Source organism: Gordonia sp. BP-119 (genome assembly GCF_016924115.1).
GTDB lineage: Bacteria > Actinomycetota > Actinomycetes > Mycobacteriales > Mycobacteriaceae > Gordonia > Gordonia hongkongensis.
Genome location: NZ_JAFFZF010000020.1, coordinates 35,049 through 54,805, shown reverse-complemented (window position 1 = coordinate 54,805; position 19,757 = coordinate 35,049). Strand labels below are relative to the sequence as shown.

Sequence of the window (19,757 nt, the reverse complement as noted above, 5' to 3'; positions counted from 1 at the left end):
CCCGTGGACATCTTCCTGTGGGGCGTGGTGCCCTACGCGACGCTAGGACTGCTCATCGGTGGAACCATCTGGCGCTATCGCTACGACAAGTTCGGGTGGACGACGCGGTCATCGGAGCTCTACGAGTCCCGCCTCCTGCGGATAGCGTCGCCGCTCTTCCACTACGGCGTGCTCGTGGTGATCATCGGCCACGCGATCGGATTGTTGATCCCGGAGTCGTGGACGGAGGCCATCGGCGTCTCGGAGACGCTGTACCACTGGGGTGCCGGGGGTTTCGGGATCCTGGCGGCCGTCGCCACCCTCGTCGGGGTCGCGATGCTGGTGTACCGCAGACGGACCGTCGGCCCGGTGTTCATGGCCACCACGCGTAACGACAAGGCGATGTACCTGGTGCTGGTCACGGCGCTGGTGGCAGGCACCTACATCACGCTGATCGGCACGCTCGACCCGCACGCGCCCGGCGTGAACTACCGCGAGACCGTCTCGCCCTGGTTCCGTTCACTGTTCGTGCTGCAACCGGACGTCACGGCGATGGCGGCGGCGCCCTTGCGTTTCCACGTGCACATCCTGATCGGGATGCTCCTCTTCGCGATGGTCCCCTTCACCCGGCTGGTGCACATCTTCACCGCGCCGGTGCACTACCTCTTCCGTCCCTACATCGTGTACCGAAGCCGCGACCGACGTGTCGCGCCGGGTAACCAGCCCCATCGGCCGGGGTGGGCGCCCGTCGGAGTGAAGGATCGTGATCGATGAGCACCGACACCACGACGCCCGCCATCAGCTCGCGTGCGCAGACCACGAACCTCGCTCTCGCGACACTCGCGTTCACGATCAGCTTCTGGGCCTGGAACCTCATCGGTCCGCTCGGGGTCGTCTACACCGACCAACTCGACCTGAGCGCCACCCAGAAGTCGATCCTCGTCGCCATCCCGATCCTGGTCGGCTCGCTCGGGCGAATCCTGACCGGCGCACTGACCGACCGCTTCGGCGGCCGCCTCATGTTCACCGTTCTGCTGGTCGCCACCATTCCGTTCGTCCTGCTGGTCGCCGCCGCCGGACATTTCGACAGCTACGCGTTGCTGCTCGTCGCCGGCTTCTTCCTCGGCGTCGGCGGGACGACGTTCGCCGTGGGCATCCCCTTCGTGAACGCCTGGTACGACAAGTCCCGGCGCGGGTTCGCGACCGGCGTCTTCGGAGCCGGGATGGGCGGGACGGCGTTGTCGGCCTTCTTCACCCCCCGGTTCGTGTCGTGGTTCGGATACATCGCGACGCACATCATCATCGCCGTCGCGCTCGCGGTGGTCGCCGTGGTCTGTTGGTTGTTCATGCGCGACTCACCCAGGTGGGCCGCGTCCCACGACTCGGTGGTCCCCAAACTGATCGGTGCGGCCAAACTGCCGATCACCTGGCAGCTCGGTTTTCTCTACGCTGCGGCGTTCGGCGGCTTCGTCGCCTTCAGCACCTACCTGCCGACCTACCTCAAGGACGTCTACGACTTCGACCTCCAGGCGGCCGGCACGCGCACCGCCGGTTTCGCGATCGCGGCCGTCATCGCCCGGCCCGTCGGCGGTGTCCTGTCCGATCGCTTCGGACCGCGCATCATCACCGTGATCTCCTGTGGCGGTGCCGCCGTGCTCGCCGTGTGGATGATCACCAAGCCGCCCCTCGAGATACCCGCCGGTCTCGACTTCGTCCTGATGGCGGTCTGCATGGGACTCGGTTCGGGGTCGGTCTTCAGCTGGGTCGCGCAGGCCGCGCCCGCCGAGCGGGTCGGTTCGGTCACCGGGATCGTGGGTGCCCTCGGCGGGCTCGGCGGCTTCTTCCCGCCCATGGTCATGGGGGCCACCTACGACGCGACCACCCACAGCTACACGATCGGGCTCGCACTGCTGGTCGTCTTCGCCACGTGCGCGGCCCTGTTCACCGTGTTCGGCATCCGACGCACGGCGAACACCTGACGCCCGCCTCCCCGGCTGCGGCGTCGGGAGAATTGTCGGGGCCTCGTGTTCTGATGTTCGCACCCGTCGAACAAAGGAGCGATCCATGTCAGACCACGCTGCCGCGATCCGAGGTCTGCCCCGGTGGCATCCCAATCCGCTCATCCGTTCCACCATCGAGACCATCCGGCGCTGCGGCTGGCAGGTGACCTCGGTCGGCGAGGCGGACGCCGAGTTCGACGCACCGCCTGCAGGTGCTCGAACCGAGTGCGGGTTCTCCTACACCTCCGGACTCTCGCTGCACTCGATCCCGGAGCTCTCGATCTACGGCGTCGATCCCCTGACCGCGACGCACGTGCTGAACGAACTGGGCGCCCTGCTCCACCAGGAGGACTGGCGTGATCTCGTCGCCGCGCAGTCCGACATCCCGTTGCAGACGGTCGCCGTGACCGTCCGACTCATCGAGCAACTCGACCACGACGAGCTGCTCCTGGCGAACCTGTTGTTCCCCGACCACCCGAAACTGCAGGTGGTCTGGCCCGACGACCACGGCCACCTCCCATGGGAAGACGGCTACACCCTGCTCCCGATGCACCAGCCGGTGAAGGGGATGCCGCAACTCCTGGATCCCCCGCGCCCGCAACCACGCCTTCTCACAACCGAATCCGGGCCCGACCGAACCCGCCCGCGACGGGCACGTCGCATCTCGGGTCACTGACCTGCGGCCGGCGGCCTCCCGGCGTGTCCGGGGCGACATGTGTCCGTGTTGCCCCGGACAAACGGAGCCCGGAGATGCCACCATGGTTGGTCTGGGGGCTCGAACAGACCACGGGGGCACGTGGAAAGGCAGGTCGGCGTGGCGCACCTCCCGGTCGTGGTCGCTGCACTCGTCGCCCTCGTCCTCGCGGTCGCCTTCGTCGCCGTCATCTACCGGCGTCCGCAACGCGGTCTCCTGGTCTTGGCCGCGCTCACCCCCCTCGACGGTCTCCTCGACATCGCCCCGTTGCCCGGCGTCGCCTCGGCGTGGAAGGAGGGCGTCCTCGCGCTGACGCTGATCTGCGCGGCCAATCGCCGGGTCCGGCCCGCCGACCGGACGGACCCGCCGTTGCAGCTGCCGTGGTGGCCGGCCGCGGCCGTGCTGGTCGCGTTCGGGGTCGTGTCGGCGCTCTACGTCTACGGCCCCATCGGGCTGTACGGCGTCAAGGTCACCTTCTTCTACCTCTTCGTGGTCCTCGCGCTATGGCTGACGCCGTTCGACGCGCTCGACCGCGACCGACTGGTCTCGATCATCATGGCGCTCGGGGTGCTCACCACCCTCGTGGGCATCGGCCAGCAGCTCCTGGGTCCGGCGCGGCTGGTCGAACTCGGCTACACCTTCGGCGAGCAGGTGCGGACGAGCGGTCCGCTGTTCCGGACGTTCAGCACGTTCAATCAGCCCTTCGGTTTCGGACTCTTCGTCATGCTGGCCCTGCTCGTCGGCGGAGCAGTGGCGCTGTCGGACACCGCCCGCCGGCGCAACCGGTTGTTCCTCGTCTGCTGGCCGGTCATGGCGATCACGATGGCCACGTCGGTGGTGCGGGCGGCGATCCTCGGCCTCATCGTCGGTGTGATCTGGCTTGCGGCCCTTCGCTTCCGCCGCCTCATCGCCCCGCTGCTCGCAGTCGGGGTCGTCGCCGTCATCTCGCTGCCGTTCCTGCCGTCGAACATCACCAAGGTGTTCTTCTCGTCGAGCAGCCTGAGTCAGCGCGGCTCCGGGTGGGGTGAGATCTTCGCGAGCATCTGGGTGCACCCGCTCGGGACCGGCCTGGCGTCGAGCGGATCGGCGGCCGACGCGATGTCGGCGGCCCAGGGCGACACGACGCGGACGATCACCGCCGGCGCCGGCGGTACCGTGCAGCAGTTGTCGAAGAACTACCAGCCGGACAACTACTACGTGAAGCTGCTCATCGAACTCGGGCCGATCGGGTTGTGGTTGTTCCTGGCCCTGATCGTGACCGCGATCATCTGGTGCGTGCAGTACTCGCGCCGGATGCCCGACCCGGATGGAGCCCTCGTCCTGGGTGTCAGTGCGTCCATGGTCGCGGCGATGGTGGCCTGCCTGGTCGCCACCTACTTCGAGATCTTCCCGCTCGACTTCTACTTCTGGTTACTGTTGGGAGCTGCTGGATGCGCGACGGCACAACACGAATCACGTACGGTGCGCTTGCACTTCGTCCCGGAGGCAGCGGCGTCCAGACCTACATCCGCGAACTCCTGAGGGCACTGCCCGGCCACGTCGACGGCACCGCCCTGTCCGCAGTCGTGCAGACCGACGCGGTCGGCGAACTGCCCCCGGCGATCACCCCGGTGGAGCGTCCCGTCGCCGACGGTGTCCGACGGGCGGTGTTCGGCGTACTCCCCACCCGCTCGGGCGGCGTGTTCCACGGTCTCGACGTCGACCTACCAGTCGCCGGCCCCGCCACCACGGTCGCGACCGTGCACGACCTGTCGGTGCTCGACATGTCGTCCGCGTCGAGCCGGTTTCGCGCCGCGGGCGAATCCGTACTCGTCCGCACGACCCTCCGTCGGGCCGACGTGCTGATCGCCGTCTCCGAGTTCACCGCCGAACGAATCCGCGAGACCTGCGGACGGGATGCCCACGTCACCGAACTCGCGCCCGCCGACTGGGCCCGCCCACCCGCGCCGGCCGATGTCGAACGGGTTCGGGCGAAATACGATCTGCCGGAACGCTTCGTGATGCAGATCGGCACCGTCGAACCCCGCAAGAACGTCGAACTCGTCGCGGCGGTCGCCCGGCGCCTCGACATTCCGTGCGTGCTCGGCGGCGCGGGTTCGACCGGCCCGGGTGCCCCGTCGTCGGCGGTCGGGCTCGGTTACGTCGATGTCGGGGACCTGCCGGCGCTCTACGCCGCGGCGACCGGACGGGGGGCTGTTCTTTCGGATGGAGTGGACTTGTCGACCCGTGTATCGCAGGCCGAGTTCCCGCAGACCACGAGGCGCACCCCGGTGTACTCGTCGCCCAACGGTCGGCGCACCTTTCACGAGCTGATCCGCGACGATCCCCTGAGCACGATCGTGACCGTGTCGATCGACGTGTTGTCCGCGACGATCGCGGTGGCCGCCGGGATCTGGTGGGTGAGGAGTGGCAGCGGCGCGAACCCGCCGTTGTGGACACTCGCCACCTTCGTGCCGACCCTCGTGATCGTCTTCTCCTTGCGCGGGGTCTACCGTCGGGGGCTCAATCGCCGGTTCCTCGACGAGGTCGGCCGGGTCATGACCGGATGCACGATCACCGCGATGATCCTGCTGTGTTCTCTGCTCCTCTCCTACTCCGACGACAGACCCGGCGCCGCGGTCACCAAGGTGTGGGTGTCGGCGCTGTTCTGGGTTCCGTTCGGTCGTCTCATCCGCGACATCATCCAGCGGAGTCTGCGCAAGAACGGTCATCTGCTGTCCCCCACGCTGATCATCGGCGACGGGCCGATCACCGCACAGGTGGTCGGCCGCATGGTGGCCGCGCCGGAGCACGGTCTCCGGCCGGTCGGCATCCTGGCCGCCGGCGCGCCACCCCGCGCCGATCGGGACGAGGGACCCACCAACGAGATCGCGCAGCTCGGCGGGGTGGACGAACTCGACGACGCGATCCGGGCGACGAAGGCCGAGGTCCTGGTCGTGGCCTTCGCGGTCACCAATGTCGAAAGGCTCACCGCCGCCGTCCGTATCGCCCACCGGCACGGGGTCAAGGTGTGGATCGTGCCGCGCATGTTCGACGTCGTCGGACGCCGCAGCCGGGTCGACCACATCGGCGGGCTGCCCCTGATGTCCGTCCCGCACACCAACCCGCGCGGTTGGCAGTTCCGTACCAAGCACATCGGGGACCGGGTGGTCGGAGCCCTGATCCTCGCCGCGATCTCACCGCTGTTCCTCACGCTCATGCTGCTGGTCCGGCTGAGCTCGCCGGGCCCGATCTTCTTCGCCCAACCGCGGGTGGGTCGCGACGCGCGGGTGTTCAACTGCCTGAAGTTCCGCTCGATGCGGCCCGAGGACCCCGCCGCGGAGAAATTCCGGCCGACCGCGGGCAGCGCACCCGGCGGCGTCGAGGGCGTCGACCGCCGCACCAGGATCGGCAAGATCATGCGCTCGACGTCGATGGACGAACTACCCCAGTTGCTCAACGTGATCCGCGGGGACATGAGTCTCGTGGGTCCACGCCCGGAGCGTCCCGAGTACGTCTCGCTGTTCGAGGTGCAGATCCGGCGATACGGCGAACGCCACCGGGTGAAGGCCGGGGTCACCGGCTGGGCGCAGGTGCACGGCCTGCGCGGTCAGACCTCCATCGCCGACCGCGCCGAGTGGGACAACTACTACATCGAGAACTGGTCACTCTGGCTCGACGTCAAGATCCTGCTCCTGACCGTGCTCGCGGTGCTCAAACGGGCGGAGTAGCCGCGGCCACCCACCCGCCTCGTCACATCGTCGGACGTCGGGTGTCGTACGCGGGGCGATACGGCACCCGTCCCCGCTCGTCGCGGATGGTGACGATCAACGTGCGGGCGATGACGACGAGCAGGATGATGCCGCTGACGATCGCGAGGAGCAGTGCGGTCATGACGACCTCCTGACGCCGGAACATGGTGTGCCGGCATTCAATCGCCGATCACGACCTGGTGGTAGATGCCAACCGCGCATCGGTGGACTCAACTGCCCGCCCATGGTGACGCGACTCCGCCGGGCGGCGCCACTGATTTTCTCCGGCGGGCCGGTGCGGGGGTCTGGCGACGGCATCGCCGACGGACAGCATCATCCGGCACACCGCCGAGAAGTGCGGTGCGGCAACGACACGCAGTCCGCGACGGTCTATATCTCTCACGCCGGGCGCGTCAACGCGTCCGGCGCCCCCGGGCGATCAAGTGATGCCCATACGTCCCGCAACACGTCGACGCCGGCGGCGAGGTCGTCGGCATCCTCGGTGAACGGAACGCGGATGTAGCGTTCGTGCGCCCCGTCGACGCCGAACTTCGGTCCGGCGCTGATTCGCACACCTCGGTTCAGGGCGGCGGCGGCGAGCGCGGAACTCAGCGGCGCCCCGAGCCCGACCCACATCGCCAACCCACCGTTCACATCGGGGATCTCCCACTCCGGCAGATGTTTTCGCAGAAGTCCGGTGAGCGTGTCCCGGCCGATACGAAGCTGCGCGGAACGAACGGCGAGCAGGTCGTCGTAACCGGCCAAGACCTCGGCGGCGATCTGCTGGTCGATGATCGGAGAACCGAGGTCACCGGCGGGTCGCCGTCGGACGATCCGGTCGACGATGTCCTCGTCGGCACGAATCCATCCCACCCGCAATCCACTCCACACCGTCTTGCCCAGCGATCCGATCGTCACCACCGGCACCGAGGACCTCACCGGCGCATGCGCGGCGAACGGGAAATGGTCCGTCCGACGATCGATGTCGAGCTCGGCAGTCGTCTCGTCGACGAGCAGCGCGGTCCCGGCCCGGCGCGCCGCGTCGGCGAGCCGCTCTCGGTGGGCGGACGGCATCGAGGCACCCGTCGGGTTCTGGAAATCCGGTATGCAATAGGCCATCTCGGGTCGCAACCGGCTGAGGACCTCGACGAAGTGGTCCATGTCCCAGCCGGCCGCGGTGACCGGCGTCGACACGAGCCGTCCGCCGGCCTCGGCGATCGCCTCGTAGGCGTGCGGATAGGTCGGGGTCTCGACGACCACCCGGTCGGCTCGTCGGAGCAGGGTCCGCGCGACGAGTGCGATGGCGTGTTGCCCACCGAGGGTCACCACGATCTGCGCCGGGGTCGTGGGCAGTCCGCGGTCGGTGTATCGATCGGCGATTCGTCGGCGTAGCAGCGGATCGCCCACCAGGTCGAGTCCGGGCCGGCGCAGCAGGTCGGGCACATTGCCCGTGACCCGCTCGATGATCGCCTCGAGACCGGGCACCGGTTCGGGAACGGCGTGCGCGAAGTCGATCTCGGCAACCGCGCCCGGACCCCTCCGCGGGAGCATCGCGACGGAGCCGGATCCCCGGACGCTGACCAGATAGCCGGCCTCGCGCAGCGCTCCGTACGCCGACACCACCGTGGTCCGACTCCGCCCGAGCGCATCGGCGAGGATTCGCTCGGCGGGCAACCGCGTGTATGTCGCGATCCGGCCGTCGTCGATGAGGAGTCGGATGCGGGCGGCGAGGGCCGCGTAGGCCGCGTCGCCGCTCTCCCACTCACCGAGCAGCGTGACGAGTTGCTTCACCCCGAGGTTCGAGCGAGCCACCGGCCGGCCGATGGCTCGCGGTGCACCCACAGAATCCTCCTCACCGGTCGCCAGGGTCCAACGACGCCCTGCGGCCGTCGACGTCCAGTCAAACGCAGTGCCCGCGGGCACCACAAGGTCCAATCCGCGGTCGGTGGACTGCCGTCGAGCGGGGGTGGCGGTCCGCAGATCACCCGTGACCACCGGGCGGCTGTCGGGTTCGGGCGATATCGTCGGCGTCGATGAACATCCGCCCGTCAGCTCTCGACGCGGCCGTGCGTCCCGGGCATGTGCTACGTGTCGATGACGTCGACGGCCTCGCCCTGGCCGACCTCGTCGACTCGGTCTCGGCTGACCTACCGGTGTTCCTGGACCATCGCGGACCCGGCGATCGCACCGCCCGGGAGGTCGTCCGGGAGGTCCTCGACGCGCTCGAGGACATCGTCGTCGCCCTCTTCCCGGTCTGGCTCCCGGGCCACGAGCCGGGCCTGCCGGTCGACGCCGACGACGCCGAGGCCACGGCGCGCCTGCTGTGCCGGGACGCCGGCTTCCCCTCGCCCGCCGTCATCCATCTGGCCCGTGCGGCCGCCGGCGCGCGACGTCCCGGCCCCGGCCCCGCCGACGACGCCCGGGCGGCCGCGCTGACGTTTCTCTTACGACGGGGATACGGACGTGGTTCCGTGGTCCTGGCCGTGCGCGCCGACACCGCATTGGGCGAGCGGGCCCAGCACGCGGCCGCCGCCGCGTACGAATGGCTGGCCGACCACGCCGACCTCACCGTGTGGCTCACCGCCGACGCCCTGCCCGCGGTCACGAGGGTGCCGGCCATCCGGATCGGAGTACCCGCGGGGCGGCGATTCCCGCCGCCCGGTCCGGTGGAGGCGCTGCACGATCCGTCGTCGGCCTCGGCGAGGCCCGTCCTCGTCGCCTCCCGTCCGTCGGGGAGACCGGCACCGCACAGCGATGCCGAGCAAACCCTCGAACGCGCCCTCGCGCGTGCACCGTGGGCTCGCGACCGACAGTGGAACCGGAGTCCGCGCGACCTCGATCCGCTCCACCCCGCGGTGATCGTCGACCTGCTGTGGCCGAGTGAACGCGTGGTCGTGGAGGTCGACGGCGCGGATCATCGCGGCCCGGTAAAGTACGCGCGAGATCGACGTCGCGACAACATGCTTCAGCGTGCCGGGTACCTCGTTCTGCGTTACACGAACGACCACGTTCTCGACGACACGTCCCTTGTCGTCGCAGAGCTGGCCGCCGTGATCGCCGAGCGCTCCCGACCACCGGCATCGTCCCGACCGACGCCCGCCCGACCCCCTTCGACCCGCGAGGAGCATCCGTGGACCACGCCCAGCTGACGCCGATCCAGAGTGCGGCGCTGTTCGTCCTGCTGGCCGAGTCCCGAGAGCTCTCCAACCCAGAGTTGAAGGAGTTCGGTGCCGCGCTGGACAAGCCGGCCCGCAACCATCTCAACGCCCTCGGCCTCGTCGACTCGCGACTCGGCGCACGCCGCGCGTACTTCCACACCCTGACCGACCGCGGGTGGGCCTGGTGCGCGGCCGAACTGACATCCGAGCCACCGAAGAGGTCGACTGCACCGACGAAGGCCATGTACGCGGTCCTCGCCGGCCTCGCCCGGTACCTCGACGACGAGGACCTCCGTCTCCACGAGGTGTTCGGCCGTCCCCGACGCCCTACCCACGAGGAGCCCGGGACCCCGATCGCAACGGCTGCGTCCGACCCGGCGTCGTCCACCGTCGATCCCCGGGACCAGATCGCGGCCGCCTACCGCGCCCGGGCCGTCACGGCGGGCGACTTCGTCCTCGTCACCGATCTGCGCGCCGACCTGCCCGGGATGAGCGACGAGGTCTTCGACGCCACGATGGTGGAGTTCCAGCGCGCGCCGGGGGTCAGCCTCATCCCGCAGGAAGACCAGGCGTTGCTGACTCCGGCCGACCGGGCGGCCGCGGTGACGGTGGGCACGCAACCGTGCCATCTGTTCGCGATCGAGGAGAGCTGATCCGATGGACGCCGACGCCCGTCACGCACTGGAATCGATCCGCCTCAACTGGGCCGACACCCCCGACGACGTGTGGGGCACCGCCGACCCCTTCCACGTCGGGGGCCTGCACGAGGACACCATCGTCGACATCATCCGTTCGTTCGACGACGCCCGTCGTTCGCCGTCGGGGAGTCCGATCGGGGTCACGGTGCGCGGTCCGGCCGGATCCGGCAAGACCCATCTCCTGGGCCGGGTCCGGCATCGTGTCCAAGAGGAGGGCGGGTACTTCTTTCTCGTCAAGCTGCTCGACGCCACCGACTTCTGGCGTTCGGTGCTCGTGGCGATCATCGAGGACCTCGGCCGACCGACGCCCCGCCACCGCTCGCAGCTGAATCAGCTCCTCCACCGCCTCGCGATCGACGCCGGGGTCTCGGACGGGACACGTGACGCCGTGACCGGCGGCGCGTCGCTGACACCCGCCGCTCTCGATGACTTCGTCCACGGCGTCTACACCCGCCATTCGCGGCACCGACGCCGGTCGCAGCACATCCTGCGTGCGCTCGTACTGCTGGAGTCCGACGACTTCGCGGCCAAAGACCTCGGCGAGGCGTTTCTGCACCTGGACATCGACGACGCGGAGGAACTCGCCGCCTGGGGCATCCGCAATGCCCGCCTCGGTTATCAGGAGATCGTCGAGAACATCTCGCGGATCATCGCGTTCGACGATGCGGCGGTTCTCGCGATCGACCAGATCGACACCCTGATCGAGGCCGGCAAGACCGCCGAGCCGGGCGAGGAATCACAGGTGGAGAAACTGGCGCACGGCCTGATGTCGGTGCGCGACACCATGAGTCGGACCACATGTGTGGTCTCCTCGATCACCGCCGCGTGGGAGTACCTCGCCGGACACGTCATGCGATCAGCGGTTGATCGGTTCCGGTTGCCACCCACCCTGCAACGGCCCGCGAGTGCGGACTTCGGCCGGCTCCTGCTCGCCCGGCGTTTCGCGCCGGGTTTCGCCGGCGTCGGATTCACGCCGCCCCATCCCACCTGGCCGGTCACCGACACCGCACTGACGGCGGCCACCGATTACACCCCGCGCGAGCTGATGGTGACCGTGGACCGCCAGATCGCCGCGATGCTCCGCAGCGACACGTTCGCCGAGATCACCGACCTCTCCGGCGCCACGTCCAAGACCTCCGCCGGCCAGGGCACACTCCCCCTGATCAACCAGTCCCGCACCACGACAGACGTTCCTGACACGGGGGCGTCCGCTCGGGGGCGCTCGTCGTCTGCTGAATCGTCGTCTGCAGGGTCGTCGTCTGCGGGGTCGTCGTCAACCGACTCGTCGTCGACGACCACCTCGGACGATCCCGCGTTCGCGAAGCTCGACCAGCGGTACGCGGAGTTGATCCGGCGTGCGGACCCGCTACCCGCATTGGTACCCGACACCGAGGACCGGATCGTCCCCTCGCTCCTCCATGCGGGATTGGCGACGTGGATCCAGGCACTGTCCCGCGACGCCGACCGCTGGCAGCTCGATGCCCGGCCGGGACCGAAGAGTCCGCTGCACGGGCGGATCCGACAACTCGTCGACCCGAACCGGGACATCGAGCAGTCCTGGAGCTTCCGTGCCATCGCGGCATCTAACGCGCGTGCCGTCCAGACGCGCCTGTCGAGCGCGACGACGACCTCCGGTTTCACCCTCGGCGACATCGAACGCACCCTGGTGATCCTGCGGCGGGATCCCTGGCCCACGGGGCCCAAGACCCGGCAGATGGTCGAGGAACTGCACGATCGGGGCGGGCGGGTCGTCGCCTGGACCGAACAGGACATCAAACGGCTGAGCGCGCTGGCACAACTGCGGGCCGAACGGCCCTCGCATCTCCGGGAGTGGATCTCCGACCGCAACCCGGCTGCCGAGATCGCCTTTCTCACCGACATCCTGGGCTCCGCGCTCGAAGCGCCTGCGCCAGGCTCGCAGTCACCGGACTCACCCGCAACACCCTTGGTGACGCCTGTCAGACGCCACGAGCCCGGCACCGCGGACGAACGCTCGACCACGCCGCCACCCCGGGAGACGACGACGGAAGAGTTCCGGTCCACCGACCCTCGGTCGGGAACGGCGGGGTCCGACACCGCCGAATCGTCGTCGCGAACCACACCCGCCGACGAACAGTCGATCACCCTCGGGCGAAGTGTCGCCACCGGCGAGGCGGTGACCGTCTCGCTGCTCGCCCTGCGCAAGCACGTGGCGCTGTTCGCCGGATCCGGTTCGGGGAAGACGGTGTTGATTCGGCGCATCGTCGAAGAGGCTGCTTTGCAGGGAGTTTCGTCGATCATCCTCGACGTGAACAACGACCTCGCACGCCTGGGGACACCGTGGCCGGACGCCGACCCGCGTCCGTGGACGTCCGACGACCGCGAGCGCGCCAAGCGCTACCTGCACGACACCGAGGTCGCGGTCTTCACCCCGGGTCGGGCATCGGGGCGGCCATTGAGTTTCCAGCCGCTACCCGACTTCAGCACGGTGGTCGGCAACCCCGACGAGTTCCGTGCCGCGGTCGACTCCGCCGTCGGCGCCCTGATCCCGCATGCCCGGGCCATCGGGACCAGCGCGAAAGCCTATCGGCAGCAAGCAGTCCTGCAACAGTCCATGGAGGCCTTCGGACGACGCGGCGGCGGCGCCCTGCAGGCTTACGTCGGACTGCTGACCGAACTGCCCGACGACGCGAGCACCCTCGCCGACGCCCCGAAGCTCGCCGCCGAACTCGCGGAGAACCTCAAGGCCTCGATGGCGATCGATCCCGTCTTCGGGGGTGACGCCGCCCCGGCCGACCCCGGGTACCTGCTCACTCCCTCACCGGGTTTCCGGGCCCGGGTGTCGGTCGTGAACCTCGCCGGCCTCGGCACCGACGACCGGCGGGCCGGTTTCGTCAATCAGCTCCAGATGGCCCTGTTCGCCTGGATCAAGAAGAATCCGGCCGCCGACCGGCCACTCGGCGGACTGCTCGTCATGGACGAGGCGCAGAACTTCGCCCCGTCCGTCCGGATGACCGCGGCGTCGAAGAGCACGAGCGCATTGGCGTCGCAGGCTCGCAAGTACGGCCTCGGGCTCATCTTCGCGACCCAGTCGCCCACCGGCATCGACAACAAGATCTCGGCCAACTCCTCGACCCAGATCTTCGGCCTGCTCAATCATCCGACGCAGATCGAACGCGCCAAGGAACTCGCCGCCAACAAGGGCAGCAGGATTCCCGACATCGGCAAGCTCCCGGCGGGGACGTTCTACATCGCGAGCGAGGGCGGGCGGTTCGCCAAGGCCGAGACGCCGCTCTGCCTCACCTACCACCCGTCGAGTCCGCCGACCGAGGACGAGGTCGTCGAGCTGGCGCGCTCCACGACACCGCGCCCACGGTGACGGCCGGGCCCGACTTCGCCGACGGTCGGCCGCGACGATTGGCACAATGGACTCCGTGCTCACGCTGACCGCCGGAGAGAACCGTCCGCTGCCGTCGACGGCCGTGACCGTCTCGGTGCGCTCGGCATCTCCGGTCAACACCTCGGCGATCCTGCTCACCGATGCCGGTCGCGTCCGCTCCGACGCGGACCTCATCTTCTACAACCAGCCCAGCGGCCCCGGCGTCGGATACCGTTCTGCCGGCTCGGCCGACATCATCTCGGTCGACACCGCCGCCCTCCCTCGGGAGATCGCGACGGTCGTCGTCGCGGCGAGCCTCGACGGGACCGGACCCGCGAGTTTCGCGACCGCCGGCGCCCTCACCGCGACGCTGACCGGCGGCGGTACGGAACTCGTCTTCAGCCCCTCCGGTCTCACCAGCGAGGCGGCCGTCGTGTGCCTCGAGATCTACCGGCGCAACGACGTCTGGAAGGTCCGTGCCGTCGGCCAGGGATACGACGCCGGTCTCGCGGGCCTCGCCACCGCCTTCGGCATCGAGGTCGACGACGAGCCCGCGACGCCGCCTCCTGGTCGGCCTCCGCGAGTCACCGATCCGCAGCCCTGGCCGCCGGCCGCGTCGACGCCAACCGCGCCGCCGTCGACACCCGAACCACCGGCCCCGCAATGGAATACACCGTCCGCACCGCCGCCTCCGCCCCGGCCCCCGGTCACCGCCCAACCACAGGGAGTTCCCATGCACAGCGATCTGTTCGCGCCGTCCCACGCCGAGGTCACCGGGCAGGGCATCCAGAAGCAGGGCAGCAAGATGTGCCGGGTCGGGCTCGCCGGTGAGGTCATGGCCCGCACCGGCTCGATGGTGGCCTACCAGGGCAACCTGAAGTTCGAGGCGCTCGGCTCCGGAGGTCTCGGACGGATGATGCGTCAGGCGATGACCGGCGAGGGCGTCCCGCTGATGAAGGTCACCGGACAGGGCGACCTGTTCCTGGCCGATGCGGCGTCGGACGTGCACCTCATCGACCTCGACGGTTCCGACGGCCTCACCATCAACGGCGCCAACGTCCTTGCCTTCGACTCCTCGCTGTCCTACGACATCGCCCGTGTGCAGGGTGCCGGCGCTATGAGCAACGCCGGACTGTTCAACTGCGTCTTCACCGGGCGCGGCCGGATCGCCATCACCACCGACGGCACCCCGGTCGTCCTCAACGTCGACGCCGCGACCTATGCCGACCCGCAGGCCGCGGTCGCGTGGTCGTCGAGCCTGCGCACCTCGGTGAAGTCCAATGACTCGTTCAACCTCGGCACCCTGATGGGACGCAGCACCGGCGAGCGGTTCACCCTCGAGTTCTCCGGGCGCGGGTTCGTCGTCGTGCAGCCGTCCGAACTCCCGCCCGGCGGGTTCGTCGGCGGGACCGGTGGCGGCGGGTCGGCCGGGTCAGGGGCCGGCGGCGTGTTGGGTGGCATCCTCGGTCGCTGACGAGGCGGAACTCGGACGTCGCCCGAATCTGTCGGTGCCGACTGCTCTACTACGCTCCACCTTCGAACAACAGGAGCGAGCATGACCAACCACTTCTCCGATCTGCGGGGTCTGCCTCGCTGGCACCCCGACCCGCTGGTACGCGAGACGCTCGACCGCATCCGGCGCTACGGTTGGGCGGTGACGGCCGTCAGTGACGAGTGCACGTGTCACTCTCCCGAATGCGAAGCACCTGACTGCTCTTTCGCGTACACCACCGGCCTGCGCTTACACGACCTCCCCGAGTTGGCGGTGTACGGACTGGATGCACGAACGAGTGCATCGGTTCTCAACGAGCTGGGCAGCGTGTTTCACACCTATGACTGGCACTCGATCGTGTCGAATTCGGTTCCCATACAACTGGATTCGCTTGAGGTTCCGGTCACCGTCATCGAACTGGTGGACAAATCCGATCTCATCGTCACCAACGTCCTCTACCCCGACGCTCCGGTCTTGCAGGCGGTGTGGCCTGACGATCTGGGCAGCTATCCGTGGGAAGAGGGTTACACCCTTGCACCGGAACACCAATTCGTGATGGGCGTGCACGACCCGCGAGCGACCGGTGGCGACAGTCCGCGCGTCATCTACCCGCACCCCGGAATGAACCGGGCCCAGCGGCGCAAGGCGGCCCGACGCCGACGCCGACGCTGAGCAGGCGAGCGGCCAGGTGATCAGCCTGAGTTGCGGGGGCCTCAACCGTTCGGTTCTTGTCGGTGCCCCCGGATACAGTGATTTCTACAGGCCACAGATGAAAGACGCATATCGGCAGACGGTTACGCCGGTGTCGAACCAACGATGACGAGAAGCCCTGCCTCCAGTTCCGTCCTGTGATGTGGAAGGTCCGTCATGCCAACAACACTCGCCACCATGCTGCGCCCAGAGACCGAAAGTGTCGAACACTCCGGCGGTGAGGGTTATCTCGCCGTGTTGACTGCGATTCGCGAGGCGCTGTGGGATCTGCCCCCTGGCGGCGCGGAGCCGACCGGCCGTCAAGCGAGCACCGCGATGTCTCTGCTGATCGAACTGCGCTCCATCCTGGACCATCACGCCGCCGTCGGAGCTGCCACCCTCGACCGTCTCGGTGTGGCCCGACAGTCGACCGGCAAGACGTCCGCCCTGCTGATCACAATGGGCGCAGCACCCGCAATCGCGCACCGCTGGTTGCGGATCGGCAACGCACACGCATGGCTCTCTCGGTTGCCCGGTTACACTGCCGACGGCGCGATCCCCGGGGAACACGCCGATGCCGTCGTGAACGGCATAGTTCATGTCGCGCGTCGAGCACCCGAGGGTGTCTGCGCCGAGGAACGAGCAGAGGTCGAGCAGACCCTTATCGCGCAGGCGATGTCCGGCGCCACCCCTGCCGAAATCGCCCAGAAGGCGCGCGAACTGGGCAACGAGTATGCGGTCGAGTCCGGCGGCCTGCATGCTGGCGAGGACCGCACCATCAACGAGTTCACCGTCTCCCCGACCGGGGAAGGCCGGGTCCGCGTACGCGGCGATCTCGACACAGTCATCGGCGAAAAGCTGACCGCGGCAATCGAATCTCCAAACACTCCGAGGCCTGAGCCCGACGGCACCGACGACTCACGGACCACCGGGGCCCGCAACGCGGATGCTCTGGAACTCATCCTCGATGCCGCGGCGGTGGCCGACACCACCCTTGCAACCCCACCAAAGACCCACGTCAGCGTGCTCCTGCCGGCGGCTGCTCCCGACAAGGCCAGCCTGTTGTGGCTGGGTTCGATCAGCCCCACCACCGCGTCCTTGCTTGCGTGCGACTCCTCTGTCACCGACGTGGTCATCGACGGCGACACCGTCCCCCTGGAGATGGGCACTTCCAGACGACTGTTCCCGACGCATCTGCGTAGAGCGATCATCATCCGCGACCGGTGCTGCATCAAATGCGGTGCGCCTGCGGGCCGCACCCACGTCCACCACATCCAGTTCTGGAGCAACGGCGGTTCCACCGACATCGACAACGGGTGCTTGCTCTGCCCGTCCTGCCACGCCCACATCCATGCCGGCCAGTGGGAGATCATCATGGGGCGCGACCGCCACCCGTGGCTGGTCCCACCCGCATCGATCGATCCGATCCGAACGCCATTGCCGGCATACAACCGCCGCACCATGACTCTCGATGACCGGGCCGCAGCCTGATCCACCTCGGTGGTCGATGACCGACTCGTATCGGCGAACGGCCGGAGAGCCCGAGCGCCTGATACTTCTGAAGGCGAATCCGTCGAGAGACGACGCCCCGCGTAGCACCTTTTCGCACCGATCCGTCGGAGCGCGCATGCCCTTTGAGAACTTCATAGTGTTCACGCCCGACCTGTGGTGCGGGTGAACTGCGTAAGGCCCCACCTCCCTGGTGGGGGGTGGGGCCTTACAGCGCGACTGTCAGGCCAGTGCGAAGTCACCAGCTCGACTTCTGGCACACCGGCAAGTCGACGTCGCAATTGGGTGGCATCCGTGGGCGCTGAGCCCCAACGGGATCTCGTAGCGAGAAACGCTGCCATAGTTCGCTTTTCGCCATGCAGTCCGGCGGGCGGGTAACGTCGACGTCATGCCCGAAGCAAGTGCGACCGTCCTCGTCCGACAACCCCTCACCACGGTGTGGGAGTACTGCCTCATCCCGGAGCACGTCGCGGCGCTGACGCCCGGCGTGATCGGCGTCGAGACCGTCACCGACGGGCCGGTCTCGGTCGGGACCGTCTGGCGCGGCCAGATGAAGGGGCTCGGCCGCGCCGTCGACTGGACCGGCGAGTTCACGCGGGTGGATGCGCACACCGCCACCGAGTTCTCCTCCACAGAGTCACCGCTCGAGTTCGCCATCTCGGCCACGTTCGCGGAGGTTGGTCGCGGCGTCGAACTCACCTACCGCATCCGCAACGCCGGCGTCGGCGGGGCGGTCGGGAAGCTTACCGACGCGCTGGCGATCCGCGCGTATCAGCGGTCGCTCGCCGCGAACGCGAAGAAGCTGCCGCGCCTCGTCGACGAATGGACCGCCACCCGCTGACGACGACGCGATACGAGGAGTGCGATGTCGGCATCAGTCCACGAGCAACGATCTCCGACGGAGAAATCCATGAGGACGGCGGTCACGAAAGTCCTTGTTAGACATACGAATCGGGGACAATTCGGACGTAGCCTTCGCGGTCGACGGGGAGTACTCTGACCGGCGGATGCATCTCGTCCGGACCGTGATCCCCACCCGCCCCGAGATGGCGTGCGGCGTGGGCCCGGCCCTGCCGTCCTACAATCGTCCGCACACAAGGGATTTCGTCATGCCCGAATCCAGCGCATCCGTCACCGTCAAGCAACCACTCGAAACCGTCTGGGAGTACATGTCCGCTCCCGAGCACACCTTCCGGGATCCGTCGAGATCATCCCGCTGTCCGATGGGCCGCTCGCCGTCGGCTCGCAATGGAAGGGTAAGACGGCAGTCCTCGGGCGGACCATGGAATGGCGCGGGGAGTTCACCCGCGTCGACACATGCAAGGAGACGGAGTTCCAGTCCGTCGAGGCGCCGTTCCCGTTCACCACGCACATCTCGCTGGAGGAGACCTCCGACGGCGTCCAGGTGACCTGTCGGATCACGTCCTCGACCGGGTTCGGCGGGGTGTTCGGCAAGATGGCCGACCCCATCGTCAACCGCATCTACCAGCGGTCGCTCACCGCGTCGATCGAGAGCGTCCCCGACCTCATCGAGGAGTGGCTCGCTCAGCAGTGACACGACTCAGCAGTGACACGACAACGGCCCCACCTCGCCGAAGCGAGATGGGGCCGCTGGGGAATCGGTAGCACGAATGCGCTCCATGAGCGCATTCCTGCTACGAAATCCGTCGGGTGAAAATCACCAGCTGGACTTCTGCACGCCCGGCAGCTCGCCGGCGTGCGCCATGTCGCGCAGGCAGATACGGCACAGGCCGAACTTGCGGAACACCGAGTGCGGGCGGCCGCACTTGTTGCACCGGGTGTAGGCCCGCACGGCGAACTTGGGCTTCTTGTTGGCCTTGTTGACCAGAGCCTTCTTTGCCATGTCAGTTGTCCTTAACGTTGTTGTCCTTGAACGGGAAGCCCAGGGCACGCAGCAGCGCCCGGCCTTCGTCGTCCGTGGTGGCCGACGTCACGACGGTGATGTCCATACCGCGGGGCCGGTCGATGTTGTCGATGTTGATCTCGTGGAACATCGACTGCTCGTTCAGGCCGAACGTGTAGTTGCCGTTGCCGTCGAACTGACGGTCCGACAGGCCGCGGAAGTCGCGGATACGCGGGAGGGCGATGGACACGAGACGGTCCAGGAACTCCCACATGCGGTCGCCACGGAGGGTGACGCGCGCACCGATCGGCATGCCCTCGCGCAGCTTGAACTGTGCGATGGACTTGCGAGCGCGACGGATCTCCGGCTTCTGGCCGGTGATCTTGGCCAGATCCTCGACGGCGCCGTTGATCAGCTTCGCGTCACGGGCGGCGTCGCCGACGCCCATGTTCACGACGACCTTCACGACGCCCGGGATCAGCATCACGTTGGGGTATTCGAACTCTTTGTTCAGCGTGTCCTTGATCTCCTCGCGGTAGCGAGTCTTCAGGCGCGGCTGGATCTTGGGTTCAGTAGAGGTCATG

17 protein-coding genes and 1 pseudogene are annotated in these 19,757 nt (G+C 68.2%); 14 read left to right on the top strand and 4 right to left on the bottom strand.

Annotation, left to right across the window (positions count from 1 at the left end; translation table 11 throughout):
* Positions 1-3: 3 nt before the first annotated feature.
* The 6 genes and pseudogenes from narI to JW364_RS24175 all read left to right on the top strand — a co-directional run bounded on the left by narI (position 4) and on the right by JW364_RS24175 (position 6,383).
* Positions 4-753 (top strand): respiratory nitrate reductase subunit gamma, encoded by a 750-nt coding sequence (narI, locus tag JW364_RS13115; RefSeq protein WP_058251983.1) that lies wholly within the window; start codon positions 4-6, stop codon positions 751-753.
* Positions 750-1,958 (top strand): NarK/NasA family nitrate transporter, encoded by a 1,209-nt coding sequence (locus JW364_RS13110; RefSeq protein ID WP_078113085.1) that lies wholly within the window; start codon positions 750-752, stop codon positions 1,956-1,958. Before narI ends, JW364_RS13110 begins: the two co-directional genes overlap by 4 nt.
* Before the next feature lie 85 nt (positions 1,959-2,043).
* The gene (locus tag JW364_RS13105) at positions 2,044-2,655 is read left to right on the top strand and encodes a DUF4262 domain-containing protein (protein ID WP_058251985.1); all 612 of its coding nucleotides are present in this window, start codon (positions 2,044-2,046) and stop codon (positions 2,653-2,655) included.
* Positions 2,656-2,793: 138 nt separating this feature from the next.
* Positions 2,794-4,194 (top strand): O-antigen ligase, encoded by a 1,401-nt coding sequence (locus JW364_RS13100; protein WP_068972027.1) that lies wholly within the window; start codon positions 2,794-2,796, stop codon positions 4,192-4,194.
* A 32-nt stretch (positions 4,195-4,226) separates the two neighbouring features.
* Positions 4,227-4,856: pseudogene (locus JW364_RS24525) on the top strand (glycosyltransferase); the annotation flags it as partial.
* Between the two features lie 33 nt (positions 4,857-4,889).
* Positions 4,890-6,383, top strand: a complete 1,494-nt coding sequence (locus JW364_RS24175) for a sugar transferase (RefSeq protein WP_058252031.1) — start codon at positions 4,890-4,892, stop codon at positions 6,381-6,383.
* A 22-nt stretch (positions 6,384-6,405) separates the two neighbouring features.
* Here JW364_RS24175 and JW364_RS13085 read toward each other — a convergent pair whose 3' ends face one another.
* Together JW364_RS13085 and JW364_RS13080 are read right to left on the bottom strand one after the other, a co-directional pair.
* Entirely contained in the window at positions 6,406-6,546 is a 141-nt protein-coding gene (locus JW364_RS13085; RefSeq protein WP_175404324.1) for a hypothetical protein, read from the bottom strand.
* A gap of 257 nt (positions 6,547-6,803) precedes the next feature.
* Complete coding sequence (locus JW364_RS13080) at positions 6,804-8,246, bottom strand: PLP-dependent aminotransferase family protein (protein WP_280359925.1); 1,443 nt, start codon at positions 8,244-8,246, stop codon at positions 6,804-6,806.
* 191 nt (positions 8,247-8,437) lie between these two features.
* Here JW364_RS13080 and JW364_RS13075 point away from each other — a divergent pair, with 191 nt between their 5' ends.
* The 8 genes from JW364_RS13075 (at position 8,438) to JW364_RS24170 (ending at position 18,864) form a co-directional block, all read left to right on the top strand.
* Complete coding sequence (locus tag JW364_RS13075) at positions 8,438-9,553, top strand: DUF559 domain-containing protein (protein ID WP_068972020.1); 1,116 nt, start codon at positions 8,438-8,440, stop codon at positions 9,551-9,553.
* Positions 9,535-10,215 carry a hypothetical protein gene (locus tag JW364_RS13070; RefSeq protein ID WP_068972019.1) on the top strand — a complete coding sequence of 227 codons (681 nt, stop codon included), beginning with the start codon at positions 9,535-9,537 and terminating at the stop codon, positions 10,213-10,215. Before JW364_RS13075 ends, JW364_RS13070 begins: the two co-directional genes overlap by 19 nt.
* A gap of 4 nt (positions 10,216-10,219) precedes the next feature.
* The gene (locus JW364_RS13065; protein WP_205333227.1) at positions 10,220-13,618 is read left to right on the top strand and encodes a helicase HerA domain-containing protein; all 3,399 of its coding nucleotides are present in this window, start codon (positions 10,220-10,222) and stop codon (positions 13,616-13,618) included.
* Between the two features lie 46 nt (positions 13,619-13,664).
* Complete coding sequence (locus JW364_RS13060; protein WP_205333228.1) at positions 13,665-15,092, top strand: AIM24 family protein; 1,428 nt, start codon at positions 13,665-13,667, stop codon at positions 15,090-15,092.
* A gap of 81 nt (positions 15,093-15,173) precedes the next feature.
* Positions 15,174-15,782 (top strand): DUF4262 domain-containing protein, encoded by a 609-nt coding sequence (locus JW364_RS13055; RefSeq protein WP_205333229.1) that lies wholly within the window; start codon positions 15,174-15,176, stop codon positions 15,780-15,782.
* A gap of 195 nt (positions 15,783-15,977) precedes the next feature.
* The gene (locus JW364_RS13050; protein ID WP_240199057.1) at positions 15,978-17,291 is read left to right on the top strand and encodes an HNH endonuclease signature motif containing protein; all 1,314 of its coding nucleotides are present in this window, start codon (positions 15,978-15,980) and stop codon (positions 17,289-17,291) included.
* Between the two features lie 406 nt (positions 17,292-17,697).
* Positions 17,698-18,150: an SRPBCC family protein gene (locus tag JW364_RS13045; RefSeq protein WP_205333230.1), complete on the top strand. Its 453-nt coding sequence runs from the start codon at positions 17,698-17,700 to the stop codon at positions 18,148-18,150.
* A gap of 441 nt (positions 18,151-18,591) precedes the next feature.
* On the top strand, positions 18,592-18,864 hold the full coding sequence (locus JW364_RS24170) for a hypothetical protein (RefSeq protein WP_240199056.1): 273 nt from the start codon (positions 18,592-18,594) through the stop codon (positions 18,862-18,864).
* Positions 18,865-18,987: 123 nt separating this feature from the next.
* Here JW364_RS24170 and JW364_RS13035 read toward each other — a convergent pair whose 3' ends face one another.
* Both JW364_RS13035 and rplE read right to left on the bottom strand, forming a co-directional pair.
* Complete coding sequence (locus JW364_RS13035) at positions 18,988-19,173, bottom strand: type Z 30S ribosomal protein S14 (RefSeq protein ID WP_004019490.1); 186 nt, start codon at positions 19,171-19,173, stop codon at positions 18,988-18,990.
* Between the two features lies 1 nt (position 19,174).
* A complete protein-coding gene (gene rplE, locus JW364_RS13030) occupies positions 19,175-19,756 on the bottom strand; it encodes a 50S ribosomal protein L5 (protein WP_055475154.1) in 582 nt (193 codons plus the stop codon).
* Between the last annotated feature and the right edge of the window lies 1 nt (position 19,757).